Origin of the sequence: Methylocaldum marinum (genome assembly GCF_003584645.1) — a bacterium.
Classification (GTDB): Bacteria; Pseudomonadota; Gammaproteobacteria; order Methylococcales; family Methylococcaceae; genus Methylocaldum; species Methylocaldum marinum.
Genome location: NZ_AP017928.1, coordinates 4,771,817 through 4,786,581, shown reverse-complemented (window position 1 = coordinate 4,786,581; position 14,765 = coordinate 4,771,817). Strand labels below are relative to the sequence as shown.

Sequence of the window (14,765 nt, the reverse complement as noted above, 5' to 3'; positions counted from 1 at the left end):
GAAGTCCGCTCCCGGTTCGTCGGATGCGCTATTGCCATAGGATGACGGCCCCCGTGACCAGAAGATTCAGGAAGGCCAGCGGCAGCATCACTAGCCAGCCGAACGACATGAGCTGGTCATAGCGCGGCCTCGGCAGAGCGCCGCGCACCAGGATGAACAGCACGATAAAAAAAGCGGTCTTGATGACGAACCAGGCCAGGGGCGGCAATACCGGTCCCATCCAGCCGCCGAAGAACAGCGTGACAATCAAGGCCGACCCGAGGGTGACGCCGATATATTCGCCCACGAAGAACATACCGAACTTCATGCCGGAATACTCGGTGTGGTAGCCGGCTACCAGTTCGTTTTCCGCTTCCGGCAAATCGAACGGCGTGCGATGGGTTTCCGCGAGCAACCCGATGAAGAACAGGACGAATCCCAGAAACTGAGGTACCACGAACCACCGGTCCCGCTGCGCTTCGACGATCGCACGCAAATCGAAGGTTCCGGCCAACATGACGACCCCCAGGGCGGACATCGCCAGAAACACCTCGTAACTGACGGCTTGCGCCGTTGCCCGCAGGGAACCGATCAGCGAGTATTTGCTGTTCGAGGCATAACCGGCCAGCACCACGCCGTATACCGATAGCGCCAGGACCGCCAGCACATAAAGCAGGTCGAAGTCGAAATCGATGATCCCGATGTCCGGCGCAACGGGAATCACCGCGAAAGCGGCGAGCATGCTGGCCATGATCAGGACCGGAGCGAGCACGAATACCGGCTTGTCGGCGAAGGGCGGGATCCAGTCTTCCTTGCTCAGAATCTTGAGCATATCGGCGACCACCTGGAACAAACCCAGCGGTCCCACGCGATTGGGACCCAGGCGGTCCTGCCAGATGGCGAGCAGCCGGCGTTCCACCCAGATCAAGAGCGCCGCCACCCCGATCAGCGCCGAGAGTATGCCGACGATATCCAACGGCGACCCCAGGCTCATGGCCGGTCTCCTTCGGTTTCGATGGCGACCCACGCCGGAAAATCGCTGCGGTAGAGGCCGGGAAGACTCACGGAGATGCCGACGGCGCCCCTGGGCAGCGACGCTTCCAGCCTCAGCGGCAAGCGCACCAGGCGTTCGTTCAAGCGCACCGCCAAGGTTTCGGCGACACCCAGCTTGTTCGCATCGTCCGGATGCAGCGCGGCGTAAGCCGCCGGCACCCGCTCGGTCAAGGACGGAGACAGCGCGCTCAGTTCCTCGCTGCCGAAAACGTGATACAGCGGTATGGCGCGCCAGCGGGTCCGGTCGCGCGACGGAGAGGGCACTTCGTCGAACCAGCGGGGCTCCGGCGTTTCCGGAGTTTCGAACAATCTCACGCCCGGATCGCCGCTGCGCAAGGAGCCACCCACCTCGTCCTGGAACTTGTTGACGGCCTGCTGATGGGAATTCCAGCGCGGCGCCCAGGCGAAAGGCAACAGGGCCGGCGGCACGTCCACATTCGCGCCTTCCATGGAAAACGCCAGCGCCGAATCCGGATCGTCCGGCGGCCTGGGCTCGTGAATGTCGCGGTGCGCGTTCATGGCGGTCCGTCCGCTATAACGGTGCGGCTGACGCGGAATTTTCTCGCCTTCGATGCGAAAGCCCGCCGGCGGGGCGGCGTCCCGAATCGGGCCGAATCCCGACAGTGACGCGGCACAGACCGCGGTGAGCCCATCGACGGACAACCAGCGGGCGCCCGCGGCATCCGATAGCCAGCGCCAACTGTCGCAAATTTCGCCGCCGCCCGGCATGACCGAATAAAACCGCTGCGCCCGCCCCTCCAGACTGACCAGGGTCCCCTCGGTTTCGGCAAAGGTGCTGCCCGGAAGCAAAAGTTGGGCCTTGGCCGCGGTGCCGTGGCGGATATGGTCGATCACGACCACATGCCGGGTGCCGTTGAAAAAGCTGTCCACGGCCCCGCCGTCTGTCCGGCGGTAGAGATCGTTTTCCAGCACGATCACGGTGTCCAAGTCGCCGGCTTTCGCCGCGGCGAATGCATCCATGACGCTGCGGCCGTCCATCATCGCCAGCCCCAGCGTGTTGCATTCCGGCACCACATAGCACAAATCGCTTGCGCTGCCCCCGCGCCGGTTTGCCAGGGCATGGGCGATATTGGCGGCCGCCCGGACCACGGCGAGACTTCCGCAGCCGGTGCCCGATACGATTAAAGGACGCGCCGCGGAGCCGAGAGTGCCGGCGATGCATTCCGCGAGATGCGCGTCCGCTTCCGAGAGATCGGGCACCGCCGGTGCGTTCGGATCGATCCGGCGGGCGACCGCCATACCCAGCCGCGCGATGTCTTCCGGCGTCCCAGGCAACACTGACTCGGCAATATCGTCCAGGCGGGTGGCGCCCGACGCCAGGACGAACAGCGGGCTCTTTTCGTCTTGAGCCGCCTCTCTCACGGCCGCATCCTGCCAGCGCGGGATCTTGAGCCGGTCGGCGCGTTCGAATGCGCGGTTCCGCACCGCCTGGCGCAGCGCGAGCGCCAGGCGCGGAGCGGTATTCGCCACGTCCTCGCCGACGATCAGAACGGCATCCGCCTGCTCCACCTCCCGCAAGGAAGGAACACGGACCGGCCAGTGCCGCAGCACCTCCAGAACGGCCGCCGCCAGCGCGGCCTCGCCTTGCGAAAGGCCGGCATAGAAATTTGCCGCGCCGACCAGTTCCCGCAGGGCAAAATTGGCTTCCAGCGAAGCGCGGGGAGATCCGATTCCGATCATATGGCCGCCAATCAAGCTTCTGAAATGGGCCAGAGCCGTTTCCGCGGTGATCGTGTCTCCGTGAAGCAGGGGTTGGCGGATGCGCCGCTCGCTGTTGACGAATCCGTAGCCGAAGCGGCCGCGATCGCACAGAAAATAACCGTTCACTTCGCCGTGATAGCGGTTGACGATCCGCCTGAGCGTTCCGTAGCGTTCGCCGGGGCTGGTGTTGCACCCGACCCCGCAATGCACGCACACGGAAGGCGCGTGCTGTAAATCCCATTTCCGGACGTAATGCCGGCTGAAGGGGCGGTCGGTGAAAACGCCGGTAGGACAAACCTCGACCAGGTTGCCGCTGAACTCGTTTTCCAGGACGCCGTCCTCGAAGCGCCCGAAATAAACCCGGTTGCGGGAGGCGAACACATCCAGGTCCTTGCCTCCGGCATAATCCCGGTAAAGGCGGACGCAGCGGTAACAGGCGATGCAGCGGTTCATCTCATGATTGATGAACGGCCCCAGGTATTGATTTCGGTGAGTGCGTTTCAAGCCCCGGTAGCGGCGAAAAGTATGCCCGGTCATCACCGTCATGTCCTGTAGATGGCACTCGCCGCCTTCCTCGCACACCGGGCAATCGTGAGGATGATTGGTCATCAGGCATTCGATGACGCCGGCGCGGAATTCGCGTGCCTCGGGCGCTTCCAGCGAAACCCGGAGACCCTCGGCCACCGGAGTCATGCAGGCCATGACCAGCCGCCCCCGGGTGTCGCTCTCGTCCTTGTACTGTACCACCGCGCATTGCCGGCAGGCGCCCACGGACCCGAGGGCCGGGTGCCAGCAGAAATAAGGCAGATCCAGCCCCAAGGACAAGCAGGTCTTGAGCAGGTTCTCGCCTGCTTTTACGTCGTGGGTCTGGCCGTCTACGGTGATCTTCGCCATGGTTCGCACCCTGTGTCAGGCCACCCTCGCGCTCGATGCCGGTTTCAAATAGCGTTCGAAATCGGCCCGGAAAAATTTTAGAGCGCTCTGCAAAGGTTCCGCGGCACCGGGCGCGAGCGCACAGAAGGTATTGCCTGGCCCCATCAGCCGCGCCAGTTGTTCGAGCTGATCCAGGTCCTCCGGCCGGCCTTTTCCCGCCAGCAGGTCTTCGAGTATCGCGACCACCCAAGGCAGCCCGTCCCGGCACGGGGTGCACCAGCCGCAGGATTCCCGCGCGAAAAACCGCTCCAGGTTGAGCACCAGCCGCACCGGACAGGTCCGATCGTCCAGCACGATCATGGTACCGGTTCCGAGCCGGCTGCCGGCTTTCATGATCGCGTCATAGTCCATGGGCAGATCCAGGTGCTCGGGCAGCAGAAAATCCGTGGATGCGCCGCCGGGCAGGAAGCCCCGCAGCGCAACCCCTTCCCGCATGCCGCCGGCGCACTCCTCGATCAGCACCCGGATCGGCGTGCCCATGGGCAGTTCCCACAAGCCCGGTTTTCTGACCCGGCCGCTCACGCCGAACAGCTTGGTGCCGGTATCCTCGCCGCGACCCAGGCCCCGGTACCAGTCCACGCCGTTGCGAATGACATGGGGCACGTTGCAGAAGGTTTCGACGTTGTTGACCACGGTCGGACGGCCCCACAGCCCGCTGACCTGGGGAAACGGCGGCTTCGCCCGCGGGATGGCGCGCTTCCCTTCCAGAGAGTTCAGAAGCGCGGTTTCCTCCCCGCAGATATAACGCCCGGCGCTGGTGTGGAGATGAATCTCCAGCTTGAAGTCCGAACCGAGGACGTGCTCGCCGATATAACCGCCGTCGCGGGCCTCCCGCAAGGCCTGTTCCAACCGGCGGGCGGGAAGATGGTATTCGCCCCGGAGAAAGATGTACGCCGTATCGGCCTGCACGGCATAAGCCGCGATGGCCACGCCTTCTACGAGCTGGTGCGGGTCGGCTTCCATCAGCAGACGATCCTTGAACGTGCCGGGCTCCATCTCGTCGGCATTCACCACCACGTATTTCTGCCCCGCCGATTCGCCCTGCGGCACCAGGCTCCATTTGACGCCGGTGGGAAACCCGGCGCCACCGCGACCGCGCAATCCCGAATCCTTCACGGCGGCGATGACATCCTGGGGCGCCATTTCTGTCACGGCCTTGGTCAGACCCTGGTAACCGCCGGCGCGGCGGTATTCGTCCAGCGTCACCGGCGAGCGATCGGGCTTGATGTTCTGCGTCAGCGGTTTGTCCATGCTTCGCCGTACCTTTTTAAGAATTCGTCGATTTTCGATTCATCCACGTCTTCGTACAGTTCATCGCCGACCATCAGCACCGGCGCGCGATCGCATGCGCCGAGACAAACGATCGGCAGCAGCGTGTAACGTCCGTCCGCCGTGGTTTCGCCCAAGCCGATACCCAGCCTCTGGGACAGACGCTCGCGGATTCGGTCAGCCCCCAGCATCCAGCAGCTTACGCTGTCACAGCAGAGGATGACGTTCTCGCCGACCGGTCGTCGAAAGACCAGGTTGTAGAACGTCGCCACCCCATCCAGTTCGTCCGGCGACATGTCCAAGAGCCCGGCGACGGATTTCAGCACTTCATCCGACACCCAGCCGCGATGTTTCTGCACGATCTTGAGCGCCTCGACGGAGGCGGCGGACTTATTCGGGTAATGCCCCGCGGCCGCGAGGATTTCGGCGGTTTCCTGTTCGTTCAAGACAAGGGCTTCGCTCATGAAGGCTTCCCTAGGAAGCTAACGCTAACATCAGCCACGCGCTTTTAGCGTCGGCTGGAGATTTTTGTTAGCTTTCTCTACCAGTAAGTTGAGACAGTGGTATTCCAATTTCCTTTTCTATTTTTTTATACTCATCTTCAGCGTGGCTCAGCAGGATACCAAGGCTCATAAGATACTCTTCATGATCCTCGACATCTCTCAATGTCTCACTTTCCAGCAATGCTTGATTAAATTTAATTGCATCCAAAATTGCTTGGATTACCACAGGAGCCATATTATTGCTTATATTCATTACGCACTCTCTCTTACCAACAATTGAGCCAATGTGTTTAGCAAATTTTTAAACTGATTGAGAGGCATGTCGAAGGCTGGAGCAATCGTATAATGCCTTGCACCCAAGGCGATGTTAAATCCATCTTCTACAATGGCCAAGCCGCTAGTGCTTAATTGCAAAAATAAACGATGCATAAATCTCACATAAAAAAATGATTTTGCTTAAATTTTTGTATTTACTGATTAGTGCAATTAAGCACTAGGTATATCTGTTCCAGTCGGTATTTTGTAATAATCCCACCTTCCTCGCGCAAAAACATTCGGTCTATCGAATGTACTGATCCCGCGAGGACGGTCTTTTACAGAGACCCAATCCACTCCATCTTTTTTATAAATAGTTATGTCAGCTGGTCTAACTTTGCCATTATTTCGAATAATTTTCTGCTCCACCATACCAAAGATAGGCCCCTTTGCGTTCAAGTTTTTTGCTCGCCAAAGATTAACTGGAACTTTTCCATCGAAGTATTTATCAATCTCGCCCGCACTAATCAATATTTCTTTCAAATTTTTCATAATGTTCTCCATAAGCTGACATTAGCTAGCATCGGCTATAGAAGGAATCCCTGCGCGATTGCTTCTTCGGGTTCTGGTATCCATGGGCGAACTCCGCATTCAAAATAACCGGCAGCGCCGGCTGCCACCATCTCAAACCCGCCGACTAAATCAATAACCTTACTTTCCGCGAATAAGCTTTTAGGAAACGACATATCCCCCTCACCTATCCACATCCGACATCACGAAATCGATACTCCCCAGAATCGCGATGAGATCGGCGATCATGAGGCCGCGCGACATCAGCGGAATCATCTGAAGATGGGGAAACGAAGCGGTACGGACGCGGGTACGATAGGACATCGTGCTGCCGTCGCTGGTCAGGTAATACCGATAGAGCCCCTTGGTTCCTTCCACGCAGGCCGACCCCTCGCCGGCCGGAATCACAGGACCCCAGCTGACGTTCAGAAAGTGCTGGATCAGCGTTTCGATGTCGTGCATGGTCCGCGCTTTCGGCGGCGGCGTCGTCAATGGATGAAACGCCTTGTAGGGTCCCGACGGCATGTTGTTCAGGCATTGCTCGATGATTCGGAGACTCTGCCGCATTTCTTCGACCCGAACCCGGCACCGGTCGTAGCAGTCCCCGTTTTTCCCCGACGGAATCTCGAACTCGAAATTCTCATAGCCGGAATACGGCCTTGCCTTGCGATAGTCCCAGGCGAATCCGGTCGCCCTCAGCCCCGGCCCGGTCGCGCCCCAGTCGATCGCCTCCCGGGTGGAGTAGACGCCGATGCCCTGGGTGCGCCGCTTGAGGATGCTGTTGCCCAGGACCATCTTGTCGTAATGCGTCAGCCGCTTCGGGAAATAATCGACGAATTCCCGCACCTTCTTGTCCCAGCCCTCGGGCAGGTCCATCGCCGTGCCGCCGATACGGAAAAAACTGGAGTGCATGCGCCCGCCGGTTATGGCCTCGATGATCTCGAAGACCCGCTCGCGATCGACGAACATGTAGAAAACCGGCGACAGTTGGCCCACGTCCTGTGCGAAAGTGCCGTAAAACAGGAGGTGATTGTTGATCCGGTAGAACTCCGAGATCATCACCCGAATCATCTGCGCCCTGGGCGGCACCTCGATGCCGGCCATCGCTTCCAGCGCCATAACGTAAGGCAGGTTGTTCAGCGAGCCGCCGAGGTAATCGACGCGGTCGGTGTAGGGAATGTAGGTGTGCCAGGACTGGCGTTCTCCCATCTTCTCCGCGGCGCGATGGTGATAGCCAATGTCGGGCACGGCATCGACGATTTCCTCGCCGTCGAGTTGCAGAGCGATGCGGAACACGCCATGCACGCTGGGATGATTGGGGCCGAGATTGAGAAACAGAAAATCGACGTCGTCCTTCTCCCGCTTCATGCCCCATTCTTCCGGCACGAAGCGCAAGGCCTCCTGCTCCGCCTCCTGCTTTCGCTCGGACAGCGTGAACCGGCCCATTTCGGTGGCGCGCGCCGGATGATCCTTGCGCAGCGGATAACCTCTCCAGGTGGGCGGCATCAGAATGCGGCGGAGGTTCGGGTGCCCTTCGAAGCGAATCCCGAACATATCGAACACTTCGCGCTCGTACCAGTTGGCGTTTGGCCAGAGTCCGGCAATGCTCGGCACGCTCAAACCGTCCTCGGGCAAAGCGACCTTGAGACGAATATCTTCGTTCCGATCGAAAGACAGGAGATGATAGATCAGCGTGAAATCACTGGCCGGGAGCCCATGCCGGTTTTGACGCAGGCGCTCGTCCACCGCGGTCAGATCGAACAGCATGAGGTAAGGCCGCTCGATTTCCCGCTTCAGAAAAGACAGGCATTCGACGATACGCTCCTTACTCGCCCAGAGGGTCGGTATGCCGTCAAAGACGGCTTGAACGGTAAACGCGTCATTCCCGAAACGACGCCGGAGCTCGCCGACGGCAGCACCGGCATTCGGCTTCCCCGCCTTCATCGCACTGTCTGCCGACGCGGTGGAAGCCATCACCAGCACCCTAGCCCCGGTCCGGACTGCGCAATTCGGTGGCCAGCTTACGCTCCGGGGTCTTGAGATCCCGCAAGCTTTTGATCGGCGCTTTCCGGACACCGCCTTCGCCGACCGTCCAGCCCAGGGGCCGTTTCTCTTTTCCGATCGATTCCTGCAGCAGAATCAAGCCTTCCAGCAGGGCATCCGGACGCGGCGGGCAGCCCGGCACATACACGTCCACGGGCAAAAACTTGTCCACTCCCTGGACCACGCTGTAAACATCGTACATCCCGCCCGAGTTGGCACACGATCCCATGGAAATCACCCAGCGCGGCTCCAGCAATTGATCGTAAAGCCGCTTGATGACCGGCGCCATCTTCATGAAAACCGTGCCGGAAATCACCATCAGATCGGCTTGCCGCGGGCTCGCCCTGATCACCTCGGAACCGAAGCGGGCGATGTCGTAACGGCTAGTGAAAACGGTGGCCATTTCGACGTAGCAACAGGACAGCCCGAAATTGTAAGGCCAGACCGAATGTGCCCGGCCCCAGGCGATCAAGTCTTCCAGCTTCGCCATGAGCAAATTGCGGCGCATGGATTCCTCGCTGACGCGCTCGCCGGGACGGGGCGCGGGGTCGGAATCGGCTCGGGTGAGGGTCCACTGCATCGGCACGTCCTTTAAATCCGTAATTGGGCATCCTGCAATTTTTGCCGTTCGGTACGCCAGTCCAGAGCGCCGATTCTCCAGAGATAAATCAGGGCGGCCAGCAAGACGCCGATGAATATCGACATTTCGATGTACCCGAGCCACCCCGTCTCGCGGAAAGCGACGGCCCACGCAAGGATGAAAACCGCTTCCAGGTCGAAGATGACGAAAAAGATCGCGACCGGATAGAAGCGTATGGTGAGGCGTACATGGATGTCGCCCGCCGGCACGACGCCGGATTCGAAAGGCTCGCCGGCGGCGCGTACCGCTGTGGGCCGGGCGAGAAAATGGGGAATCGCCAACATCGCCGCAATCACGACGAGGATCGCCGCGATATAAGCGATGAACGGCCAGAGATTCGATGCCTGCACCAGATCGGCACTCATGCCACTCCTCCGGGTGTGCTGCAGCGGACTGCCACGGCGATCAACTTCTCCGCAGATTAATAGGACCGCCAGAACCGGCCTATATGTAGAATTACGTAGTTCAAACCAACCACTCGGCATGGATGGAACGATTTCGATCCGACTGCCGCGTCCGTTTCCACGGCACGGAAAGGCGCTCGCGTTGCAAGCACGTCCGCGATTTTAGGATAATAGCCGTTCATTTTTCCCGTCCAAACCGTTTCCCGCATGAAAAAACGTCTGGAAAATCTGCTACATAGCGCCGTTTCCGTATTAAAAGAACATGGCGGGCTACCTCCCGATATCAATCCGACCGTTCTGGTGGAGCGTGCTCGCGATGCGCAGCACGGCGATTTCGCCACCAATCTGGCGATGACCCTGGCCAAGACCGCCAAATGCAATCCGCGACAACTGGCGGAAAAAATCGCGTCGGCCCTGCCCCGGGACGACGTCATCGCCAAGCTCGAGATCGCCGGCCCCGGTTTCATCAATTTCTTCATCGATCCGAAGGCCAGACATCGAATCATCGCGGATATCCACGACGCCGGGCACGAGTTCGGCAAGAGCCGCATCGGAGCGGGCCGCAAGGTACAGGTGGAGTTCGTTTCCGCCAACCCGACCGGCCCCTTGCATGTGGGACACGGCCGCGGCGCGGCCTACGGGGCGGTGGTGGCGAACCTGCTGGCCGCCACCGGGTTCACGGTGCACCGGGAGTATTACGTGAACGACGCCGGCCGGCAGATGGACATCCTGGCCGCGAGCGTCTGGCTGCGTTACCTGGAAGAATGCGGCGAAGTCCTGAGCTTCCCGAGCAATGGCTATCGCGGCGAATACGTGCGCACGATCGCCTGGGATCTGCACAAGCAAGTCGGAGAGAAATACCGGCGGCCGGCCGCCGAGGTCATGGCGGACATTCCGCCGGACGAACCCCAGGGCGGCGACAAGGAGATACATATCGACGCGCTGGTTACCAGGACCAAGGCGCTGCTCGGCACCGACGCTTACCGTATCGTCTTCGATGCCGGCCTCGACAGCATCCTGGGCGACATACGCGAGGACCTGGAGGAATTCGGGGTTCGTTACGACGAGTGGTTTTCGGAACGGAGCCTCTCCGACACCGGAGCCATCGAGCGGGCTCTGCTGAAGCTTCAGGACGGAGGCTATCTCTACGATAAGGATGGCGCAACCTGGTTCGCCTCCAGCCGCCTGGGAGACGAAAAGGACCGGGTCGTGGTCCGGGAAAACGGCCAGATGACCTATTTCGCGTCCGACATTGCTTATCATTCGAACAAGCTGGAGCGCGGTTTCGATCAGATCATCAACATCTGGGGCGCCGATCATCACGGCTACATTCCCCGCGTCAAAGCCGCCATTCAGGCTCTGGGAGGCGATTCCGAACGGCTCCACGTACTGCTGGTACAGTTCGCGGTGCTCTATCGCGGCGAGGAAAAAGTCCAGATGTCCACCCGCTCCGGAGAATTCGTGACACTCCGCCAGCTTCGCAACGAAGTGGGCAAGGACGCGGCGCGATTCTTCTATGTCATGCGAAAGTCCGACCAGCACATGGATTTCGATCTGAAGCTGGCCACATCGAGGACCAACGAAAATCCGGTCTACTATGTACAATACGCTCATGCGCGGATTTGCAGCGTATTTCGGCAATTGGACGAAAAAGGCTGGCAGCGCGACATTCTCGGCGGCATGGACCAACTGGAGTTATTGACGGAAACGCACGAACTGGCCTTGATCAACACGCTGACCCGCTATCCGGAAGTTGTGGAACAGTCGGCCATTCAGCACGAACCGCACCATCTGGTGCATTATCTGCGCGAGCTGGCGTACGAATTCCACACCTATTACAACGCCCATCAATTCCTGGTGGAGGACGCGGCATTGCGGAATGCCCGCCTCAACCTGATCGCGGCGGTGCGACAGGTGATCGGCAACGGCCTGGGCCTGCTCGACGTTTCCGCGCCCGAAGCGATGTAGAGGCATGTCCAAGGATTACAAGCACCGCATTCCGGGATACCGAAAACGCAGACTCCAGATTCCAAAACGCTGGAGCCTGGCTGCGGCCGGAATCGGCGGCACGCTCGGGCTCGCCGTGTATCTTTTCTCCGACCCCGATAGCGCGCAAAGTCCGCAGGAACCCGACACCGTGGCGATGCCGGCGCCTCCGCCCCAAGCCCCGCTCAGGACAACGCCCGGGAGTGAAAAAAAGAGTCTGCCGGAACAGGCGCAGAAACCGGACACCGAGAACAAAAAAGCCGGCGATCGGGAGCCTCGGCCGATCAAGCCACGGGAGCCCAGATTTACCTTTTACAAGATCCTCCCCGAAAAGGAAGTCATCATCCCGGAAAGCGAGATCAAAACGATTAAACGGGAGGAAAAGCTCGGCAAGCAACCGGCCTCGGCGCCTTATCTGGTCCAGGCCGGATCTTTCGACAATCGCCGGAATGCCGAACAGCTGAAGGTAAACCTGGCCAAAATCAAAATCAAGGCCAGGATCGAGATGATCGAACTCGACAATTCCGCCTGGTACCGTGTCAACATCGGCCCCTACGCCACCTTGGCCGATGCCGACAAAATCAGGGCCTACCTCCGCACCAAAGGCGTCGACAGCATCGTGCAAAAAACGGCGAAATAACTCCCTTCGCTCCACCGTGCCGAACTATTAAGAAAGCGTGTTCGGCACATCACTGCCGATTGGTCCAGCGTGTCACCACAGGAAACAACCGCCGCTTTATCCCGTTGAGACGCCGAGAGGTCTCATGGCGGCGTGACCGATCGCTTAAAGAATCACCTCGAAACCCTCGAACTGAGGCGGCCCGAGGTAGATCCCCTTACTGCCGCCCGCGTTGGCGTGCGCTTTTCGAAAGGCCTCCGAACGGGTCCAGGCTTCGAAAGCCTCTTTGGAATCCCAGGTCGAATGCGAGGCGAACAGCGTGTGTTCCTCGTTGCTCGGACCTTGAAGGAGATGGAATTCCCGGAATCCCGGAACTTCGTTCAAATGAGTTTCGCGATTCCGCCAGATCGTGACGAAATCGCCTTCCTTGCCCAGCGCGATCTTGAATCGGTTCATGGCGATGAACATTTCGGATTTACTCCTGCAAAACAGTGTTTGGGTTAAGAATTACGCGACCAGCCGGTAGCACGGCTCATAGCATACGCCGGGAAGCTTCATGCGGCCTTGCGCCACGAAAGCCGCCAACAATTCGTCCAGGGGTTTTAACACTTCGGCATCGCCCCGAAGTTCGAAAGGCCCGTGTTCCTCGATGGTTCGTATGCCTTCCGCCTTGACGTTTCCGGCCACGATTCCGGAGAAGGCCCGGCGCAGATTGGCGGCCAGATTGTGAGGCTCCTGCTGGCGGTGCAACTCCAGGGAAGCCATGTTCTGATGCGTGGGTACGAAAGGAATCTGGAACTGCTGTTCGATCCGGAGCAGCCAATTGAAGTAATAAGCGTCACCGTTCTGTTTTCGGAATTCCCGGACCAGGCTGATGCCTTCTTTCATTTCCCGGGCCACTCCCGCAGGATCGTCGATGATGATCCGATAGCATCGGCGTACCTCGCGGCCTATCGTCGAGGTCACAAAGCGGTCGATAAGCTCGAAATAGCCGGCACACTCCGCGGGACCGGTCAAAATCACCGGGAACGGTAAATTCTTGTTGTCGGGATGGAGCAGAATCCCGAGGAGATGAAGAATTTCCTCCGCTGTACCGACGCCCCCCGGAAAAACGACGATGCCGTGCCCGAGCCTGACGAACGCTTCGAGACGTTTTTCGATGTCCGGCATGATGACCAGCTCGTTGACGATGGGATTGGGAGGCTCGGCGGCGATGATCCCCGGCTCGGAAACGCCCACGTAGCGGGCATCGTAGACGCGCTGCTTCGCATGACCGATCGTGGCGCCTTTCATCGGTCCCTTCATCGCCCCGGGACCGCATCCGGTACAGACGTTCAGCCCCCGCAGCCCGAACTCGTGACCCACTTCCTTGGTGTAATCGTATTCCTCTCGGCTGATCGAATGGCCGCCCCAGCAAACGACCAGATTCGGAGAAGCGTTCGTTATCAGACTGCCGGCATTGCGGAGAATATGAAAAACCGCGCTGGTGATATCTTCAGACACCTCGGGATTGAATGCCGGATTCGACACGATCTCCGACCCCGTGAACACGATATCCCTGAGCACCGAAAACAGGTGCTCCCGTATGCCTTTGATCATTTCGCCGTCGACGAACGCCGACGCCGGGGCGTTCAGCACCTCCAGCTTGATGCCGCGCTGCTGCTGCAGGACACGTATGTCGAATTCCTTGTGCTGATCGAGCACCGCCTTGCTGTCATCGACGGCACTGCCGCAGTTCAGGACCGCCAGCGAGCAACGGCGGAAAAGCTCGTGCAGGCCGCCCTGACTGGTATCGAGCAACTTCGCCACTTCGAGCTTGGACAAGACCTCCAGAGTGCCTTCCGGCCTTACCTGGGCGTTGATGGTTTGCATCGGAATTCCTATGTCAGATCTTCCGTTGGTCATGGTTGGCCATTGTGTCTCACACCTCGGACAAAAAGCTGTTCACAAAATCTGTGGATAAGTTTGTGGAACACGATCTTAAAACCTCTTCTCTACTCTGATTTCCGGACTCTTCCCGCGGATCAACGGGTTCGTTATCAAGCTAAAACATATAACGAATCAACACCTTAAAACGCACAATAAAAACCATGACCGGGACTGCGACAATACCGACAGCCCTGCACCCCCTGTGCATAACTTTTGACCTATATCAAAACCTCCGGGCTCGCATTGCGACAGATCTCGCCCCAGGCCGGATGCTCGCGAATCAGTCGCAATGCCTGACCCAGCAGGGTTCTACCGGGCTCCCGGCGATGCCATGTCGAAGCTCCGGAAGGGTGAGGCAAGGGTATCACGTCCGTCTCCGAACTTTCCCGGCAAAGCGTGTGGCGAAGCCCGATCACACGATCCAGTTTGTCGGCTGGGAGAATCTGGCCGATCGCCAGCTTGCCGACGGGAATGATGAGCCTGGGCCGAATCAGATTCAGCTCGGCATTCAGCCAATCGGCGCAATGATCGATCTCCTGCGGCGACGGAACGCGATCTCCGCCTTTCGGGTTTTTGCCGGGAAAACAGCGGCATACGGCGGCCATATAGACCTTGCGGCGAAAATCGTCTTCGCTTATGCCGATCTCGGCGAACCACTTGAATAGGGTTTTCCCCGCCGTCCAGGCGAACGGTTTTCCGAGCTGCCCCTCTTTGGCGCCCGGTGCCTGGCCGATCAGGAACACCGGCGACAGCACGGCAGTCCCCACGATCACCGGACCGACCATCCCGGCACAACGGGCGCAGCTCTTCAGGGACTCCTGATGAAGGACCAGCGAGCGCAGCCGTTCGTTCACGGGCAC

General features: G+C 59.5%; 13 protein-coding genes and 1 pseudogene. 2 read left to right on the top strand and 12 right to left on the bottom strand.

The features are described from left to right. Positions 1-28: 28 nt before the first annotated feature. The 9 genes and pseudogenes from nuoH to ndhC form a co-directional block, all read right to left on the bottom strand. Entirely contained in the window at positions 29-973 is a 945-nt protein-coding gene (nuoH, locus tag sS8_RS21415; protein ID WP_119631543.1) for an NADH-quinone oxidoreductase subunit NuoH, read from the bottom strand. Beyond that, entirely contained in the window at positions 970-3,648 is a 2,679-nt protein-coding gene (gene nuoG, locus sS8_RS21410) for an NADH-quinone oxidoreductase subunit NuoG (protein ID WP_119631542.1), read from the bottom strand. Before nuoG ends, nuoH begins: the two co-directional genes overlap by 4 nt. A 15-nt stretch (positions 3,649-3,663) precedes the next feature. Continuing rightward, positions 3,664-4,938: an NADH-quinone oxidoreductase subunit NuoF gene (gene nuoF, locus sS8_RS21405; protein ID WP_119631541.1), complete on the bottom strand. Its 1,275-nt coding sequence runs from the start codon at positions 4,936-4,938 to the stop codon at positions 3,664-3,666. Beyond that, positions 4,923-5,420, bottom strand: coding sequence for an NADH-quinone oxidoreductase subunit NuoE (gene nuoE / locus sS8_RS21400; RefSeq protein ID WP_119631540.1), 498 nt, complete (start codon positions 5,418-5,420; stop codon positions 4,923-4,925). Before nuoE ends, nuoF begins: the two co-directional genes overlap by 16 nt. Before the next feature lie 67 nt (positions 5,421-5,487). After that, complete coding sequence (locus tag sS8_RS21395; protein ID WP_119631539.1) at positions 5,488-5,712, bottom strand: hypothetical protein; 225 nt, start codon at positions 5,710-5,712, stop codon at positions 5,488-5,490. Next, positions 5,712-6,266, bottom strand: a pseudogene (locus tag sS8_RS30185) (Tse2 family ADP-ribosyltransferase toxin). Before sS8_RS30185 ends, sS8_RS21395 begins: the two are co-directional and overlap by 1 nt. Before the next feature lie 201 nt (positions 6,267-6,467). Continuing rightward, on the bottom strand, positions 6,468-8,258 hold the full coding sequence (nuoC, locus tag sS8_RS21385) for an NADH-quinone oxidoreductase subunit C/D (RefSeq protein ID WP_119632936.1): 1,791 nt from the start codon (positions 8,256-8,258) through the stop codon (positions 6,468-6,470). 10 nt (positions 8,259-8,268) lie between these two features. Further along, positions 8,269-8,907, bottom strand: coding sequence for an NADH-quinone oxidoreductase subunit B (locus sS8_RS21380; protein ID WP_119631538.1), 639 nt, complete (start codon positions 8,905-8,907; stop codon positions 8,269-8,271). Between the two features lie 11 nt (positions 8,908-8,918). Continuing rightward, positions 8,919-9,332 carry an NADH-quinone oxidoreductase subunit A gene (ndhC, locus tag sS8_RS21375; protein WP_119631537.1) on the bottom strand — a complete coding sequence of 138 codons (414 nt, stop codon included), beginning with the start codon at positions 9,330-9,332 and terminating at the stop codon, positions 8,919-8,921. Between the two features lie 246 nt (positions 9,333-9,578). Between ndhC and argS the strand changes: the two genes are divergently transcribed. Both argS and sS8_RS21360 read left to right on the top strand, forming a co-directional pair. Continuing rightward, entirely contained in the window at positions 9,579-11,339 is a 1,761-nt protein-coding gene (argS, locus tag sS8_RS21365; protein ID WP_119631535.1) for an arginine--tRNA ligase, read from the top strand. A gap of 4 nt (positions 11,340-11,343) precedes the next feature. Then, the gene (locus sS8_RS21360; RefSeq protein ID WP_119631534.1) at positions 11,344-11,997 is read left to right on the top strand and encodes an SPOR domain-containing protein; all 654 of its coding nucleotides are present in this window, start codon (positions 11,344-11,346) and stop codon (positions 11,995-11,997) included. Positions 11,998-12,141: 144 nt separating this feature from the next. Here sS8_RS21360 and sS8_RS21355 read toward each other — a convergent pair whose 3' ends face one another. The 3 genes from sS8_RS21355 to sS8_RS21345 all read right to left on the bottom strand — a co-directional run bounded on the left by sS8_RS21355 (position 12,142) and on the right by sS8_RS21345 (position 14,759). Next, complete coding sequence (locus sS8_RS21355; RefSeq protein ID WP_119631533.1) at positions 12,142-12,444, bottom strand: antibiotic biosynthesis monooxygenase family protein; 303 nt, start codon at positions 12,442-12,444, stop codon at positions 12,142-12,144. 39 nt (positions 12,445-12,483) lie between these two features. Continuing rightward, a complete protein-coding gene (gene ppnN / locus sS8_RS21350; protein WP_119631532.1) occupies positions 12,484-13,848 on the bottom strand; it encodes a nucleotide 5'-monophosphate nucleosidase PpnN in 1,365 nt (454 codons plus the stop codon). Positions 13,849-14,123: 275 nt separating this feature from the next. Continuing rightward, positions 14,124-14,759 carry a uracil-DNA glycosylase family protein gene (locus tag sS8_RS21345; RefSeq protein ID WP_408631154.1) on the bottom strand — a complete coding sequence of 212 codons (636 nt, stop codon included), beginning with the start codon at positions 14,757-14,759 and terminating at the stop codon, positions 14,124-14,126. Positions 14,760-14,765: the final 6 nt, after the last annotated feature.